General features: G+C 43.2%; 12 protein-coding genes. 8 read left to right on the top strand and 4 right to left on the bottom strand.

Features of this window, described 5'->3' with window-relative positions; all coding sequences use genetic code 11:
- The 3 genes from J3P37_RS14570 to J3P37_RS14560 form a co-directional block, all read right to left on the bottom strand.
- Entirely contained in the window at window positions 1-3369 is a 3369-nt protein-coding gene (locus J3P37_RS14570) for a TonB-dependent receptor (protein ID WP_256012083.1), read from the bottom strand.
- Window positions 3370-3385: 16 nt separating this feature from the next.
- Window positions 3386-4330, bottom strand: a complete 945-nt coding sequence (locus J3P37_RS14565; protein WP_256012082.1) for a FecR family protein — start codon at window positions 4328-4330, stop codon at window positions 3386-3388.
- Window positions 4331-4415: 85 nt separating this feature from the next.
- Window positions 4416-5009 carry an RNA polymerase sigma factor gene (locus tag J3P37_RS14560; protein WP_256012081.1) on the bottom strand — a complete coding sequence of 198 codons (594 nt, stop codon included), beginning with the start codon at window positions 5007-5009 and terminating at the stop codon, window positions 4416-4418.
- A 411-nt stretch (window positions 5010-5420) separates the two neighbouring features.
- Between J3P37_RS14560 and J3P37_RS14555 the strand changes: the two genes are divergently transcribed.
- The 3 genes from J3P37_RS14555 to J3P37_RS14545 all read left to right on the top strand — a co-directional run bounded on the left by J3P37_RS14555 (window position 5421) and on the right by J3P37_RS14545 (window position 9373).
- Window positions 5421-6593, top strand: a complete 1173-nt coding sequence (locus tag J3P37_RS14555) for a glycoside hydrolase family 43 protein (protein WP_256012080.1) — start codon at window positions 5421-5423, stop codon at window positions 6591-6593.
- Between the two features lie 552 nt (window positions 6594-7145).
- Entirely contained in the window at window positions 7146-8315 is a 1170-nt protein-coding gene (nhaA, locus tag J3P37_RS14550; protein WP_256012079.1) for a Na+/H+ antiporter NhaA, read from the top strand.
- 206 nt (window positions 8316-8521) lie between these two features.
- Complete coding sequence (locus tag J3P37_RS14545) at window positions 8522-9373, top strand: universal stress protein (protein ID WP_256012078.1); 852 nt, start codon at window positions 8522-8524, stop codon at window positions 9371-9373.
- An 88-nt stretch (window positions 9374-9461) separates the two neighbouring features.
- On the opposite strand, the gene rluF is transcribed toward J3P37_RS14545, so the two are convergent.
- Window positions 9462-10439 carry a 23S rRNA pseudouridine(2604) synthase RluF gene (gene rluF / locus J3P37_RS14540; RefSeq protein WP_256012077.1) on the bottom strand — a complete coding sequence of 326 codons (978 nt, stop codon included), beginning with the start codon at window positions 10437-10439 and terminating at the stop codon, window positions 9462-9464.
- 92 nt (window positions 10440-10531) lie between these two features.
- Here rluF and J3P37_RS14535 point away from each other — a divergent pair, with 92 nt between their 5' ends.
- From J3P37_RS14535 to J3P37_RS14515, 5 genes are all read left to right on the top strand, one after another.
- Window positions 10532-10969: a DUF6526 family protein gene (locus J3P37_RS14535; protein ID WP_256012076.1), complete on the top strand. Its 438-nt coding sequence runs from the start codon at window positions 10532-10534 to the stop codon at window positions 10967-10969.
- 182 nt (window positions 10970-11151) lie between these two features.
- A complete protein-coding gene (locus J3P37_RS14530) occupies window positions 11152-11427 on the top strand; it encodes a hypothetical protein (protein ID WP_256012075.1) in 276 nt (91 codons plus the stop codon).
- Between the two features lie 18 nt (window positions 11428-11445).
- Window positions 11446-12705: an MFS transporter gene (locus tag J3P37_RS14525; RefSeq protein WP_256012074.1), complete on the top strand. Its 1260-nt coding sequence runs from the start codon at window positions 11446-11448 to the stop codon at window positions 12703-12705.
- A 186-nt stretch (window positions 12706-12891) separates the two neighbouring features.
- Window positions 12892-15252 carry a TonB-dependent receptor gene (locus tag J3P37_RS14520; RefSeq protein WP_256012073.1) on the top strand — a complete coding sequence of 787 codons (2361 nt, stop codon included), beginning with the start codon at window positions 12892-12894 and terminating at the stop codon, window positions 15250-15252.
- Window positions 15253-15257: 5 nt separating this feature from the next.
- Window positions 15258-16097, top strand: a complete 840-nt coding sequence (locus J3P37_RS14515) for a DUF4249 domain-containing protein (protein ID WP_256012072.1) — start codon at window positions 15258-15260, stop codon at window positions 16095-16097.
- The last annotated feature ends 29 nt before the right edge of the window (window positions 16098-16126 follow it).

Below are 16126 nucleotides of genomic sequence, written 5' to 3'. Positions count from 1 at the left end.
TTAAAAAGAATAAGAAAGGTTAAAAAAGATGTACCTGCCCGGCCTGAACCTTGAAGAAATGTTATCTCCTTCACGAACAGATGAGCCGGTACGCTCACCCTCGGGAATCTCACGAACAGGCTCGTATTTATTAGTAAAATTGTAATCTTCAGCAATGCGATACTCCTGATCTAACAAATTCTGAATACTTAATTTAGCCTGCAGACTCTTAACGATACGCTGCGATATGGCGATGTCAAGCATATGCTTTTGCAATTCCATAAGGCTTCCTCTGTATTCAGGACCGATAATGTTGGGGTTTTCCCGGTAACCACGGCCTGCAGCATAAATATTAGTACCGCTGGTGTTATAAATGGCTGAAATACGAGTTCCCCAGGCGGCGTTGTCGTAATACAGTCCTGTGTTGATGATGTAGGGCGCCTGGCCCTGCAGCGGTCGTTTATGAGTCATAAAGGAAAGAGAACCAGAGCTTGTGGTATCATTCACCGTTTCGCTCCGGATAATAGTAACATTGGCGATCACCGACAAATCCCGGAACAGCTTGCCTGGCAGGAAATCCAGCTTTTTATTCATCTCCACTTCTAAGCCCTTAATCGTTGCCGAAGCTGCGTTTTGGTAGGATACAGACGGGAAAAGCGTAAGTATCCTGCTTGACGTATTAATACGTTCGATGGGGTCCTCTAGTTGTTTGTAGAACACACCCACGCTGATCACCTCTCCCTTAGTGTTCTTTCGCGGATAAAACTCCGCGCGAAAATCATAGTTGTTCACCGTAGCTGATTTCAGGTCGGGATTACCACTTACCTGTAAGTTGTTTTCAAAGTCAAGCTCCGAATAAGGCGCTACCTCTCTGAATTCAGTGCGGTTAACGGTTTTACCATACGCTGCCCGCAGCACCCAGCTGGTATCAGGTCGCCAGGATACGTTTAGCGAGGGAAGCCAGGTATTCATTGGGTTGTCTATAAATACTGGAATGTTGATACCGGGGCTAGTGGGTTTAGGAATAGCTGCACCGATCTTCTGACGGTTGTGTTCAAAGCGTAAACCTCCGTAGGCTTCGATCCTGCGGTTAAGCGGAGTAAGCATTAAAGCCATATAGCCACTGTTGTTCTGCTCGGTACCGGTGTAGGTATCACTGCCACTGGTACGGTCGTGTACACGAATACCCGCATAATCATCACGCAGATATTCTTCGCTCCAAACACCGGCAATATCCTGCTCCCGGTAACGGTTCAGCCTTGGCACGATGTAATGGTTGGTGCCTGGATTTATCCGTGTATTCTCCGGATTGTCTATATCCCCTTCGTGTACGGTAAATAAACGGCGGTACAGACGGCGCTCCTTCCAATGATGAAAGGTGCCGGCTTTAATGGCCAGCCATGGCTTCCATTTAAAAGTGTAGTCTGCGGAGCCGTTATAATTACCTTCGGTGTTGCGCATCCACAAGCGGGAGATCATGCCCAGCTTAGAAGCTATCGGATCATCACTGTCTGTAAATTCGAGGTTTTGACCACGGGCCCGCCACTGCAGGCTGGTATCTCCGATGGCAATACCAGAGCCAGGGACTGTAAACCTGATTACCCGCTGATCGGGCGTTTCCAACCGGCTGTAGGTATACCCACCGTTCCACTGGAATTTACTTCTGCCATGGTCAAAATAATGTGTTCCGCCTAAATTGCCGGCATACAGGAACCGCTGCGTGAAGGAGAGGATATTATCCTTATTGTAAACATCTGTATTAGAATTTGGAATATGGTGTGTGGGGTGGCTTACACGAACTATTACACCATCCTGCCCCTGTTGCAGGAAAAAGTTCTTAAAAGATAAAGTACTGCTGTCCCTTAAAGTGTAAGTAAAATTCTGAAGCAGATTCAGCTGAGCCGTTTGTATATTCCGGTTATCGTTACTGGCCCGGTCGGTTGATGTGGCATTCGCTTCATTGATCCCTTCCTGACGGGTAACATCCGTTTGCAGCGCTTCGTTCTTGTAGCTCAAGGAGGTAAGCGACGACAAAGTTCTTCCCCATAATTTAAAGGCATTATAATAATTTGCCGTTACCTGCAGATTAGGCAGTGCCCTGGTCTTCTGGTAGCTCAACGTAGGATTAAAGGCTTTGGCATACTGCGATGGCGTTAGTTGAGCCAGGTTCAGGTCTCCATATTCCGGCACTGAGGAGGGTAGTTTCCTGGTTCCATCGTCGATGCCCAGAAAATCCAGCTTACCTCCTTTGTAAGTTAAGAAATTACTGTTAAACGTGGTTCCGATACGGTAGCCTGTTTGCAGTTCGATATCGAAGTGCTTTACCGTTTTGGCATCTTTGGTATAGATCTTCACTACACCACCCGTGGCATCCGCCAGGTTTTCGGGAGCCGGTGATTTAAACACCATGATACGGTCGATGATACGGCTGGGGACCAGGTCGAGCGCAAAGGCCCTGGTGTAAACCTCTGTGCTGGGCGCCACGTTGTCGTTCAGGTAAGTCAGATTATAACGCTGGTTCAGTCCCCTTACAATCACAAAGCGGTCGTCCGCCACTGTAACCCCCGACACACGCTGAACCGCTTCGGCTGCGTTCCTGTCGGCAGATTTAGTGATCTGCTCGGAGGAGATAGCTGACACCACCATGGAGGCCTGCTTCACCTCCTCCAGCACCTGTATTTCAGTGGAGTGCGCTACCGGAGCCCGGCTCTTTCTTATTGAGCTTATCACTACCTCCTTTAAATTATTAGAGCCCTGTAGTTTTATATCATACGTTGTTTCCTTTCCGGTCCTTATGAGTACCGGAAGTTTTACAGAAGTAAAACCGATAAAAGAAACCTGGAGGGTATATTTTCCTGCCGGTATGTTTGTAAAGCGGTAATAACCTTCGCCGTCCGACTGTACGCCCTTGTTCAGCTCCAGGATACGAACCGAGGCACCCGGCAGGGGCTGCGAGCTTTCAAATTCAACTATGCGGCCTTTAATGGTGCCGGGGTCGCCACCGGCCTGTACGTTTGGGGATTCTGGTTTTTCCTTCGGCATGATCACCACCTTATCCTCAACAAGCTTGTATTCGTAGCCTGTTCCTCTTAATAATTGATGAAGAACTTCAGATAACTCCCGGTTGCTGAATTTGATCACCGGCGCTTTTTTAGCTGCAAGCCCCTTGTCATCGTAGGCAAACCGGATCTTTGTTCTTTCCTGCAGCATCTTCACAGCTACATTAAGCCGTTCACCATTGAATGCTATCGTAACCCTGGTTTGAAGCTGATATCGTGCCGCGGCTGCTTTGCCCGTTACAGACAGAAGTAGTATTAAAATGGTGATCGTTCTGGTAAATTTTGTTCGGCATTTGACGAAAAAAATAGAGGACTTATAGAATTCGGTCATTTTATATTTGTGCTGTTTATTTTATTATCACCCGGTTTCCTTTGCGTTCGTACTGCATGCGTTTAATGGAACTGATGATTTCCAGCACCGTATCAGCTTTATCTTTTCTGTTGAAACTTAAAGAGTAACTACCCTGCAGGACATGCTCGTCGTCAGATTGTAATTGAATGCCGTAATACAGTTCCATTACATCCGAGAGCTCCTGGAAGGAGGCGGATTCGAGTTCAACGCTGCCCGACATCCAGGATGGATTCGATTCTGAATGCTTTATCAGGGCTAGCTTCTTCCCGTTGATGAGATTGGCTTCAAGACCTGCATTTTTTGTTAAAGTTGCCAATTCTGAGCCACCAGCGCTAACACGCACCTTCCCTGTCATCACTTTTATCTGGTAAAGGCCGCTGCGTTTTAATGTACGTATGTTGAAGCTTGTTCCAAGTACCGTTGTTGTGATCTTCCCTGAGCTGATGCGGAAAGGCCGGTCTGCGTCTTTCGCCACCGAGAAGAACGCTTCTCCTTTAAGTAGTCTAACCTGCCTTGCGGTATCAGCGAATGCGGCAGGATAGTTGAATACGGCACCAGAGTTCAGGTAAATCTCTGATCCGTCTGCAAGCTTAATGTTTTTGGTTTCACCGGCAGGTACAGTAATGGTTCGATAGGCTATCTGCTGCTCGCGGTAACCATGCTGTGTCTTATAAAAAAACAACAGCCCCGCCGATACCATAAGAATGATGGCTGCTGCTGCCTGCCAGTACATCTGGCGACTCTCAGCTGCAAAAATTCCGGTGCTTGTCTGAATGTTTTCCCAAAGGTTTTGTTTAACCCTTCGCTTCACAAAGGGATTTCTGAACCGGGCTTCTGCCTTATCCAACTGATTGTACCAGTCGTTGATATGCTCCCGGTCGTCGGCGGTGACACTGCCAGAAAGGTAATTTCTGAGCAACCTGAATAAATTTCTGTCCATGAGTAAAAATGTATCTCACTCGTATGGCAAGAAAAATCTTCATTTGTCCCGGCCTAATATGCGATTTAATGGAATCTTAATATTGTTAACGTTTTATTAACACAACAAGAATGGGCAACCAAAGGTCATATTTGGCTATCAGAGATTCCCGGAGACGCCCAATACCTAAAGAAAGCTGGTTCTTTACTGTCTTCTCGGCAATAGATAATTTTACAGAGATCTCGGCAATTGAAAGCCCTTCCTTGCAGGAGAGCTGAAGAATTTCTTTCATCCGGTCGGGAAGGCTGTCAATCTCTTCATCAAGTATCTTTTCCAGTTCACGTGTTTCTAGCGGCAGGTGTGGAAGAACAGACAAATTAACGTCGTTTTGAAATTCCTCCGTATCGGCAAAAGAATACCTCGACGAGGCTACATAGTAGTTGATGATCTTATACTTGAGCGATGCAAAAAGGTAGGATTCAAAAGAACGCCTGAGATTTATCTTAGCAGCATTATTCCAGATATAAATAAAAAGAGTCTGGACAATATCTTTGGCTTCTTCTTCAGAGCCTGTTTTCTTCCAGACGAGCTTATAAGCTTCTTCCCAATATGAATCAAATAACCTCCGAAAAGCGGAGTGATCGCCTTGCTTTACTAACGAAAATAATTCCTCATCTATCTTTTCTGACACGTTTGCCATCTGATCCCTTTATCTGATGCAAGGCTAAGTCTTTTTAAAACTATCTTACCGCACAAAAATACACGATTTAGATTAAGAGAATATTAACTTATATTAAACAGCTGCCAAATTGAATTTAGCGAATCTTTCGGGACAACCTATTAATATGATTATTTGCCGGTATGTGTTCCTAGTATTTATATGTATCGATCGCTGAAAATATGCGGGAGGAAGAATTGTCTTACTGCGTAAAGTTTTGCCTGGACTATAATCCGGTTTGCGAAGTCTTCAAAGAAGAACAAATAAATAAACCATTCTCTTTCTCTACTGTTCATGTCTGCAGACCCGCAGCTGGAAATATTTCTAATGGGGTACAAACCGGATAAAGGAGTTAGCCTTTTTAAAATCTACCGACACCCAAAATTTCTGACAATGTTTGCAAACGACAAAGACCTAGACTTACTGTCCCGGGAAGAACTGATCGGGGAAGTTAAAAAATTAAGGGATGCTATCAGAAAACACCGCGATAGTACCGGACATGAGCTTTGCTGGCATCATCCCATACTTTGGTCACTTTTGCCTGAAAAAACACCAGGCGAAATTACAGTTCCCGAATGGTCAGAATTTATGGAAGGGTGTATACGCTACCGTAGATCGCTGGATGAACAACTTCCAGGTGCAGCCCGTACCGGGGCTGCTTTTGTTAACCAGAACGCTGTTCCTGGTGTAAGTGGCAATCCCATTATCAAACATAAATATACTTCAGATCCTACTGTGGTAGTATATAACGATAAAGTTTACTTATATACGGGACACGACGAGGCCGGACCTGATCAGGAAGAATACATAATGAACAAATGGCTGTGCTTCTCATCTGCAGATCTGAAAAACTGGGAGGAGCATCCCTCTCCCTTAAAAGCAGTAGACTTTAAATGGGCTTCAGGTGGTGCTTTTGCCTCAAAAGTAATTGAGCGGGCGGGAAAATTTTACTGGTACGTATCGGTAAAGCATGCAGAAATAAAGGGCACCGCCATCGGCGTCGCAATTTCTTCCCATCCTGAAAGGGGGTATACTGATGCATTAGGTGCAGCTTTGATCACAAGCAAGGATGTCCCTCCTACCGATAATGAAAAAGCTAATCTTGATCCCTCGGTTCTGATCGATGATGATGGAACTGCCTATATTTTCTGGGGTAACGGAAAATGTTATTATGCCCGGCTTGGCGATGACCTGATCAGCATAGACAGTGAAATCAAACAAGTTGATTTGCCAGGATTTGAGGAAGGATCTCATATCCATAAGCGAAATGACTGGTATTACCTGTCGTACGGATATGGCATGCCTGAGAAAGTAGCTTATGCTATGAGCCGCAGCATACACGGTCCCTGGGAATTCAAAGGCATTTTAAATGAAATTGCCGGCAATTGCCTAACAAACCGCCCATGTATCATCGACATTAAAGGCAAGTCCTTCATTTTCTATCACAATGGCGGTTTAACAAATGGCGGAAGCCATCGAAGATCTGTTTGCCTTGACGGCTTATTCTATAATAGTGACAATACCATAAAGCGAATAATTATGACATCGGAAGGGACGGCGCTTTAGAGTAGGACCGCTAGCTTGACCTCAAGCTAAGTCGAAAGAGTGACCGGAGATACATCCTTTAACTTTCGGTTATTAACCAGAATTTTTACTTTTGCCATGAACGATGAAAGATCAGTGCCTGTTTATATTAGTTTTCATTACTTCCTTAAGCCTGATAATAGCCTCCTTTTCGTCAATGGAACAGGTGGAAAAAGTGCGTGCGGATGATTATAGCACGTATATTCATCCCGGTCCAGCTAATACGCAGGCAGCATCGAGCCTGAGCCAGATTATTGATGAACTCCCCTTTTTAACATTTCATTTTGTCTTTTCTTCGAATTATGCAGACGCTGTCAGCTTTATAAAGCTTGTAGCAAATGAATACTGCTTTGACACAATCCCTATCTTTCTTTTCTGCAGACAAATCATTATTTGAATTCTTTGTTGTTAATATATTAATTATTAACAGGTTCTAAATGCTATGCTGATCTGATGTTAATTCCGGTTATCAGTCAATTACTATTATTTCTTTCTTTTTTTCGGCTCGTACTCAGAATGCTCTAAAAACATTGTATGAAAAATATTAATTTAAATTCATTTAAAGATTTTTTCGCCTCTAAATCCGCAGGAGGTATCATCCTAATTATTTGTGTGGTAATCAGTTTGATTATTGCCAATTCTCCTTTCGGGGATTCTTTTTCCTCCATTCTAAAACTACCTCTTGGTGGAAAGGTCGGAAATATTGATCTCGAATATCCCGTGCTGATGTGGATAAACGACGGTTTAATGGCCGTATTTTTTCTTTTAGTAGGACTGGAAATTAAACGGGAGCTGGTTGAGGGCGAGCTTGCTTCTCCAAAACAGGCGGCACTACCCGTATTTGCGGCCATTGGAGGAATGTTTGTTCCTGCTCTGGTTTTTGCGCTTTTCAATAATAATACTTCTACTGCCAATGGATGGGGAATTCCAATGGCTACTGATATCGCCTTTGCTATCGCGCTCTTATCAATTTTGGGAAATAAGGTGCCGACATCTCTAAAAGTCTTTCTAACCGCTCTTGCTATTGTAGATGATCTTGGGGCCATTTTAGTAATTGCGTTATTCTATTCATCTGAAATACATTATAACTATCTGGTGTATGCGGGGGCAGTGTTGATCGTTCTAATTCTTTTGAACCGGTTAAATGTGACAAATATCTTTTTCTACCTTATTCCCGGGCTTTTTATGTGGTATTTTATTCATCACTCGGGTATTCATGCAACTATTGCCGGTGTTTTAACTGCCCTGACAATCCCGACAACGCCCGACAGTAAAACCTCACCACTGGAGAACCTTGAACACCATTTAACCAAGCCCGTGAACTTCCTGATCATGCCACTTTTTGCTTTAGCTAACACAAACATCGCACTGAATATAGAGATGTTTGGTGGATTATTTACGAATATGGGAATGGGAATCCTTTTAGGATTGTTTCTGGGTAAGCCTGTAGGGATTTTCATAATGTCATGGGTAGCGGTTAAAACCGGACTTGGAAGCATGCCTGAGGGTAGTCGATGGAGCCAGATCTGGGGGCTAGGGATTTTGGCAGGGATAGGCTTTACGATGTCTATATTCATTGCTATGCTATCCTATGAAAGCATAGCACACCAAACCGAAGCTAAATTCGTTATTTTAGTCACTTCCGTGCTCGCGGGGGCTGTTGGCTTTTCCGTGTTGAAATGGATCTACAAACTTAAACAATAAGATGAAGCCATTTTTAGGCAAATCTCCTCTTTGTTGTCGAGCAGTTTAATTTAAATGAAGATAAAGGAGATGAACCGATAAACTATTTATATATACTCCAGGGGGATTTTCTTACCTAGAATAAAAACAACAAACGGACAGATCGAAGACAATTTCGTTTTCTGCACAATTATTGTCCATATTGTCTTTTACCAAAACGATTTATTATGAAAGAGTCATTCAAAAACATAATTATCCCTGTTAATTTTTCTGAATCCGCAGCTAATGCATTGAAAACAGGGATTGCGATGTGCAAAAGACATGGTGCTGTGCTGCATCTCCTGCATATAAAAGAAAACAGCCATCTAGTTTTTCCACCTGGCAAAAACCCAAGAATTCTTGAAATGGTATTGGAGGCAGAGGTCGCCACCCTTAACAGGTTAGAATCACAAGCTAATATGATAATGGCCCAGAATAACATCGTGTGCTTTTACCACACCGCAGAAGGACCGTATTATCAAACCATTCCCTCGAAAGCAAAGGACCTGTATTGTGATTTGATCATCATTGAGAAAAATCATTCAGGCAGTGGTTTTAGTCTTTTAAAAACAAACAGTATTTATAAAGTTCTGGAACATTCAGGCTGTGCCATACTCACAGTTCCACATGAGCGGGCATACCTCGACTTCAAAAATGTGTTAATTCCCGTAAGACCTTTACGTGCCGGACTTGAAAAACTTGGCATTACTTTGCCGATCATCAAAAAAAATAACTCTAGTGTTTTATTGTTTAGCACTCAAAATCCGGAGATGAAAAAAGAAGAGAGACAAACTGTCGATACCCTGATGAAAAAGGCAGATCAACTCATGTCGAAAGATGATGTTCAGGTAGAAAAGGAACTGAATGTAGCTCGGGATATGGCCAGGGAAGTGGTTAGAAAGGCTGTAGAGAAAAAGTCGGATCTTATCGTGATCACAGCAACGCTCAAAAAAGGGTTAAAAGCATTTTTTACGCGTGATTATACTCAAAAGGTGATCGAGGATTCGCCGGTTCCGGTATTAAGCGTAAAAATCGCTTAAATTCAGCTGCATGGAAAAAATCTGGTTTTCTTAATTTCAATTAATCTAAACCATGGGTTTCCTGTTGCGTAAAGCGCATACGAGGTGTTTACCTTTGCCTACCTTTCGGTCTGCCGCCGCTTTTGCCTCCCGATGCTGATTTCCCGGTTTTTCTGGAAGGCCCCGAAGCCGACGCACCGGAAGAATGCCGCTCTCCTCCCCTTTTGCTTCTGTGCTGATCTTTTGAAGCAGTGCCGTGTAAACCGCCACTAAAGCGTTTATCCGGATTGTTCCTATGTTTAGGTTCATTTTTGTTATCACCTTTGAAAACCTCGTTCTTTGTTTTCTTTACTTTATGATGATCAGAACTAGAATCCTTTACAGCTCTGAGGATTTCGGAGCGCTCCTCTTCGGTTAGTTCCCGCCATTCGCCTATAGGCAGCCCCTTTAGGCTGACATTCATTATCCGGGTTCGTTCGAGCTTTACTACTTCATAGTCAAAATGCTCACACATTCTCCGGATCTGCCGGTTCAAACCCTGCATCAGAATGATCTTAAAAACAAAAGTACTTTCTTTCGACACCCTGCATTTACGGGTCATTACTCCGAGGATAGGAACTCCCGATGACATCGATTCAATAAACTGCTCTGTTATGGGTTTATCAACCGTTACCAGGTATTCTTTTTCATGCTTATTACCGGCACGTAATATCTTATTGACGATATCACCATTATTCGTCAGAAAGATCAGGCCCTGAGAGTCTTTATCCAGACGTCCAATAGGAAAGATCCTGTCGCTGTGGTTTACATAGTCGACTATATTATCCCTTACGCCGGCTTCAGTGGTGGTTGTTATACCAACAGGCTTGTTGAATGCGATCAGTATAAAATCCTCCTCGTCCCGTGGTTCGATGTTATTCCCGTTCACCATAACTCTGTCGCCTGGAAATACCTGATCCCCGATTTTAGCCCTTTTACCATTGATAAAGACATTGCCTCGCTCTATATAGCGGTCAGCCTCCCGCCTTGAGCATATACCACTCTCACTTATGTATTTATTTAGCCGTATAGAATTGTTTTCAGACATGTATCTTTCTCTTAGGAGCAAATCTTTGCCGTAAAATTAGTTAAATATTTAAGGCGTGAAATATTATCTACTTTTGCAGCTAAAATATAAAAATGGAGACTCAGAACAAGACTAACCATATTCGCTTTTATTACCCACACCATTTTGTGTTTTATCCTGTTGTTATCGTACTCACGGCCGTAAGTGCCTGGCTAAGTTTTGAGCATCCGGATAAGAGGATCGAATTTCTGCTCCTAGCCGCTGTGTTCTTTATCCTGGGCTGGCTATCGTTTATGCTTCGTCAACATTATGCGCTGAACAATCAGAACCGGATTGTTCGCCTGGAAATGCGCCTGAGATACTATCAGCTTACAGGCAAAAAACTGGAAAATATTGAAAACCAGCTTTCCTTCGGACAACTAGCCGCTTTACGTTTTGCTTCAAATGAAGAGCTGGAAGGATTAGTTCAAAGAAGCATAGCGGAAGATTTGAATCCTGCTCAGATAAAGGATGCTATAAAAAACTGGGTTCCTGACTATATGAGGGTTTAGGTGACGGGGTTTGAAAAGTATTTTATCGGTTCGAAGAACCTACAAAAGGCTACAAGATGACGTATCTCAAAGAGTGTGAAGTTATAACCTTATCCGTTTTCATATCGGAGGTAAAGATATCGGCAGACGGAAATTTACCATGACGGAAGAAATTCTATGGCAGACCTTTGAACTTGTAACAAATGCCCTGGAAAAATGATCAAACTCTAAACTTATCATTTAAATACATCATCATGAATCCCAGTCCAATTAATATCCTGGTTTTTAAAACTAATATCTGTACCAAAGCCGATTGCAGTATAGTGAAAGAGCGGTTTGACACCATCACGTCCATCATAGAATGGAACATAGATACCGAAGATATCGACCGGGTATTGAGAATTGTGACACAATTGCCAGAACAGGATATTATCACAATCCTAAATAAACTAGGATACGCGTGTAGCGAACTTGAATAAAATAACACTAATAAGATCATGGACAATAATCAACATATCGCTCCTGCCTTTTCCTCTTACCAAAAACTCTTAGTCGCTTTACTTTCTTTGCTTCAATTTACAGTGATTCTGGACTTCATGGTACTTTCTCCTCTCGGGGACGTGCTGATGAAATCACTTAGTATAAGCCCTTCTGGCTTCGGATTGGTAGTATCTTCCTATGCCTTTAGTGCCGGTGCTTCCGGAATTTTAGCTGCAGGTTTTGCCGACAAGTTCGACCGTAAAAAACTGCTGTTATTCTTTTACAGCGGCTTCATACTCGGAACTTTATTCTGCGCTCTGGCCAACTCCTACCACATGCTTTTAGCTGCCAGGGTGGTCACCGGGCTCTTCGGCGGTGTTATAGGTTCCATTTCACTGGCCATCGTAACCGACCTCTTTGCAATTAATCAGCGGGGAAGAGTGATGGGTTTCATACAAATGGCATTTGCTGCAAGCCAGGTTATGGGTATTCCAATCGGGATCTACCTCGCCAATTTATGGGGATGGCATTCGTCATTTTTAATGATAGTAATACTGGCAATTTTCATTTTCGTGGTTATCCTGTTTAAGGTTAAACCCATCGACGGGCATCTTTCTATTAAGTCTGAGAAGAGTGCAATGCTTCACTTTATGCACACCTTGTCAAACAGATCATATCTTACGGCTTTTACTGCTACAGCACTATTGTCGGTAGGTGGATTTATGCTGATGCCTTTCGGCAGTGCGTATTTAATTAACAACATTAAGATCACTGCAGGGCAATTACCATTGGTCTTTATGTTCACAGGGATCGCTTCGATCATTATCATGCCCATAATTGGGAAACTGAGCGACCGTATAGATAAGTTTAAATTGTTTACCGGGGGATCTGTACTGGCGATCATCATGATTGTGATCTATACCAATTTATCTGCTACTCCTTTATGGGAGATCGTTGTGATCAATATGATCCTTTTTATGGGAATTATGAGCCGCATGATTCCAGCCACAACTCTCACTACCAGCGTACCGGAGATGAAGGACCGCGGCGCTTTTATGAGTATTAATTCTTCACTTCAGCAAATGGCTGGCGGTATAGCCGCAGTTTGTGCGGGCTTACTGGTAAGCCAGAAAACTCCTTCGAGCCCGCTCGAGCATTATGATATTCTGGGCATCGTGGTATCTGTGGTGATTGTTCTCTGCATATTCTTCGTTTACCAGGTAAGTCAGATCGTTAATAAAAAGGTGAATCAGAATTACCAGGTTTCTGAGGTTTAGTGAAGGTAAGGATTTACGCTTCTCATCCATAAATAAAGAAGTGTTTTTTTTACGGGAGCGTAGGGGTATATCTAAAAACGAATGTCATACCGGTAAAGATATTTTACTCAAATGATAGTAACATTCAGATTACACCAATATCTAAGGCATGTACACGCTAAACAGATACAATATCCAAACTTTGCAATGAACACAATTAGACTTTTTATCACACTCGCGCTGGGCCTGCTTCTGCAACAGGAAACCTTTGCTCAAAAGAAGGTGACTATCAGCGGTTACCTGAAAGACGCTTCCAATGGTGAAATACTCCCCGGAGCTGCCATTATCGTTAAAAACACTATAATTAAAGCATCATCTAACAATTACGGCTTTTATTCAATAAGCCTTAACCCTGGAAGCTACACGCTGAGCTATTCATATGTGGGTTATGAAACTCAGGAAAAACTCGTCAGGATAACAAAGGACACGGTGATCAGTGTACAGCTCGGCTCTGCATCCAAACAAATGAACGAAGTTGTAGTTAGCTCATCGCGTAAAGGCAGCGACAACGTGCGCAAACCCATCACCGTTACGGCACTTTCCGTCAATCAGATCAAACAACTTCCGCCGATGCTTGGAGAACCAGATGTGATCAAGTCTTTCCAATTAATGCCAGGCGTTAGTACTGTAGGTGAAGGCGCTTCGGGATTTAATGTGCGTGGTGGTGGCGTAGATCAAAATCTCGTATTATTGGATGAAGCACCACTATACTTCACCTCTCACCTTTTCAACTTGTTTTCAGTTACCAATCCGGACGCCATGAGGGATGCATCCTTGTACAAATCCGATATGCCCGCGCGTTTTGGAGGCCGGCTATCCTCTGTTTTGGATACCAGGATGAAGGATGGCAACAATAAAAAATGGAGCGGAACTGGCGGACTCGGTTTAATTGCCAGCCGCTTCACCGTCGAAGGCCCTATTGAAAAAGATAAAAGCTCGGTGATCGTGAGTGGCAGAAGATCTTATACCGATTTGTTCACCAAACAATCCTCAGACCGCGATATCAGGGACAATTCGATCTATTTTTATGACCTGAGTGCAAAACTGAACTTTACGCTGTCAGAGAAAGACCGACTGTATTTATCAGGTTATTTTGGAAAAGATGATATGAGTATTGCGAAAAGCTTTGGAATGCAATGGGGAAACGGAACAGGTACAGTACGCTGGAATCATGTATTTAATCCGAAGCTCTTTTCAAATACCAGTTTTATTTATTCGGATTACAAATATGAACTGGGTGTGATGAATGACCCTGCTACAAGTTTTACCTGGAAAGCGGGAATCATAGATTATTCCCTGAAAAACAGCTACAACTGGTATATAAATTCAAAAAGTACGGTTTACTTCGGACTAGACGCTGCCTTACATGAATTCAGTCCGGGAACGGCTGAGCCTGGCAGTGAGGTATCCATTTTTAACCCCATTAAAATGAAAGCGGAACGGGCTGCCGAATACAACCTTTATGCTGATCATGAACTGGCTTTGTCTGATGCTTTCAGTGTAGAATACGGCCTGCGCTACTCTTTGTTTCAGAGCCTTGCCAGCGGTAACACCACGGTATACGATTATGAAGGGGAAACTGGCTTAGAGAAAAAGCCTGTCAATCCAAAGAATTTCGACGACTGGAATACCATAAAAATGTACCATAATTTGCAACCAAGACTGTCGTTGAAGCTGCAGACGAGCGAAAACTCCTCGGTGAAGGCTTCATACAGCCGCACTGCGCAAAACCTCCATTTAATTTCCAATACCATTTCCTCAAGTCCCCTGGATATATGGGCACCGAGCTCATACAATGTGAAGCCGGAGCTTGCGGACCAGGTTTCGGCCGGCTATTTCAGAAACTTTAAGAACAATAAATACGAAGTTTCGGCAGAACTTTATTACCGGAAACTGCAGAACCAGCTGGATTTTATCAATAACGCGCAAACCTTGCTTAATGATAATCTTCCGGGAGTAATGGTATTTGGTAAGGGCCGCGCTTATGGTGCCGAATTCCTGGTGCGCAAAAACGAGGGACGCTTTAACGGCTGGCTAAGCTACACCCTCAGCAGGGCTGAACGAAAGACAGAATTGTTCAAAGATTATTACCCGGTAAGGCATGACAAGACACATGTTGTTTCATTGGTTGGAATTTATCAACTGAAACCTCGCATTACGCTTTCAGGAACCTATAACTTCGCGTCGGGCACTCCTACCACCATGCCCGACAGCAAGTTCGAGTTTGAAGGTATACCGGTTCAGTATAGCTCAGAAGAAGTCCGTAACAATTATCGCATACCCTCTTTCCACCGCCTGGACCTGTCGGCTACGTTTAAACGGAAAGTCATTCCCGGAAGGAAGTTTACCAGCGAATGGGTAGTATCCTTATACAATGCTACTAATCGTAAAAATCCATTCTCTGTATATATGCGTCAGAACGAAGATAACAGTGCCAATCTGGAAGCTGTACGTTTTTCTGTATTTGGCACTGTAATACCTTCTGTTACCTGGAACTTTAAATTTTAACTATCATGAAATACTTTAAAATATTCAATCTCCTTATTGCGTCTGCCCTTCTGTTAACGCTTGCATCCTGTGAAGATGTAATTGATGTAGATCTTGAAAAAGGCAAAAAAACCCTGGTAGTGGAAGGCTGGCTGACCAACCGGCCGCAAAACCACTATGTAAAGCTTTATTATACCGGTGCGCTTTCTGACAATTCGGGTTTCAGCAATTTAACAAATGCTAAACTTATCCTCAGCGATGATCAAAACAACCAGGAAATCTTGCAGGAAGTGAGTCCCGGAAAATATGAGATCGCTACTACCAGGGCTGTTGAGCGCAGAGTTTATACTTTGACAATTGAGTCGTCTGAGGGTAAGTACCAGGCCCTTGCTCCTGTTAAAAGACAATCAGGAAAGCCGGACTCCCTGACTTTCAAATATGAAGAGGAGTCTGTGATGTATGAAAAAGCAGGCTACTATCCACTCTTTCACGGCCAGGAAATCGAGGGTAAAGGCGATTTTATGCAGATCCGCTTGTACAAAAATGGCGTATATCTTAACAAGAAAAACGACTTCAACCTGTCTGACGATGAGCTTGTGGATGGTAATTATATCGGAGATACAGAACTAGCGGTGAACGATCCTTTTCAAAAGAGCGATGTGGTTAAAGTAGAAATCTGGTCATTAACAGAAGAGGCGTATCTTTTCTGGACGGATATCAGAACCCAGTTGCAGAATGGCCAGCTGTTTGCCACACCTTTTAGTAATGCCAGAACCAATGTTAAAAAAACCAGCGAAGGCGCTCTTGACGTTGTTGGCTATTTTGGAGCTTCTTTAGTGGAGTCTATTGAAAGGACAGTAGAGTAATCTTGTAAAACTGCGCCAAATCCGCTTAT

This window comes from Desertivirga xinjiangensis (genome assembly GCF_024436435.1).
In the GTDB taxonomy this organism is placed as follows: Bacteria; Bacteroidota; Bacteroidia; order Sphingobacteriales; family Sphingobacteriaceae; genus Desertivirga; species Desertivirga xinjiangensis.
Note: the sequence above shows the minus strand (reverse complement) of the source record. Positions and strands in the feature narration are given on the sequence as shown.